Below are 758 nucleotides of genomic sequence, written 5' to 3' on the forward strand. Positions count from 1 at the left end.
TGATTAATAGTGATGTTTGGTAAGGGATTTACAGTCACACTTGTCGTGGCACTGGCACTGCATCCATTACTTGTTACTACTAAACTATAAGTTCCTGTATTTGAACTACTTGCAGTAGAAATAATTGGATTTTGCAAACTTGAACTAAAATTATTTGGGCCACTCCACAAATAACTATTTCCAGCTGATGATGTTAAATTAATGGCATTGCCTGCACAAACTGTCAAAGGTTGGTTGATGCTTATATTTGGTAAAAGTGTCACCGTAACACTCGTTGTAGCACTTGCACTACATCCATTGGTCGTTACCACTAAACTGTAAGTACCTGTATTTGAAGCACTTGCGTTAGTAATGATTGGATTCTGAAAACTTGAACTAAAACTATTTGGCCCACTCCATAAATAACTATCACCAACTGATGAAGTTAAATTAATGGCATTGCCTGCACAAACTGTCAAAGGTTGGTTGATGCTTATATTTGGTAAAGGTGTCACCGTAACACTCGTTGTAGCACTTGCACTACATCCATTGGTCGTTAGCACTAAACTGTAAGTACCTGTATTTGAAGCACTTGCGTTCGTAATAATTGGATTTTGTAAACTTGAACTGAAACTATTTGGACCACTCCATGAATAACTATTTCCAACCGATGAAGTTAAATTAATGGCGTTTCCTGCACATGCTGTCAAAGGCTGATTAATAGTGATGTTTGGTAAGGGATTTACAGTCACACTTGTCGTGGCACTGGCACTGCATCC

General features: G+C 38.1%; 1 pseudogene. It reads right to left on the minus strand.

Annotation, left to right across the window (positions count from 1 at the left end):
- Window positions 1-758, minus strand: a pseudogene (locus IEX65_RS27980) (hypothetical protein); the annotation flags it as partial.

The sequence above is a fragment of the Emticicia aquatilis genome, from assembly GCF_014644295.1.
Lineage (GTDB): Bacteria > Bacteroidota > Bacteroidia > Cytophagales > Spirosomataceae > Emticicia > Emticicia aquatilis.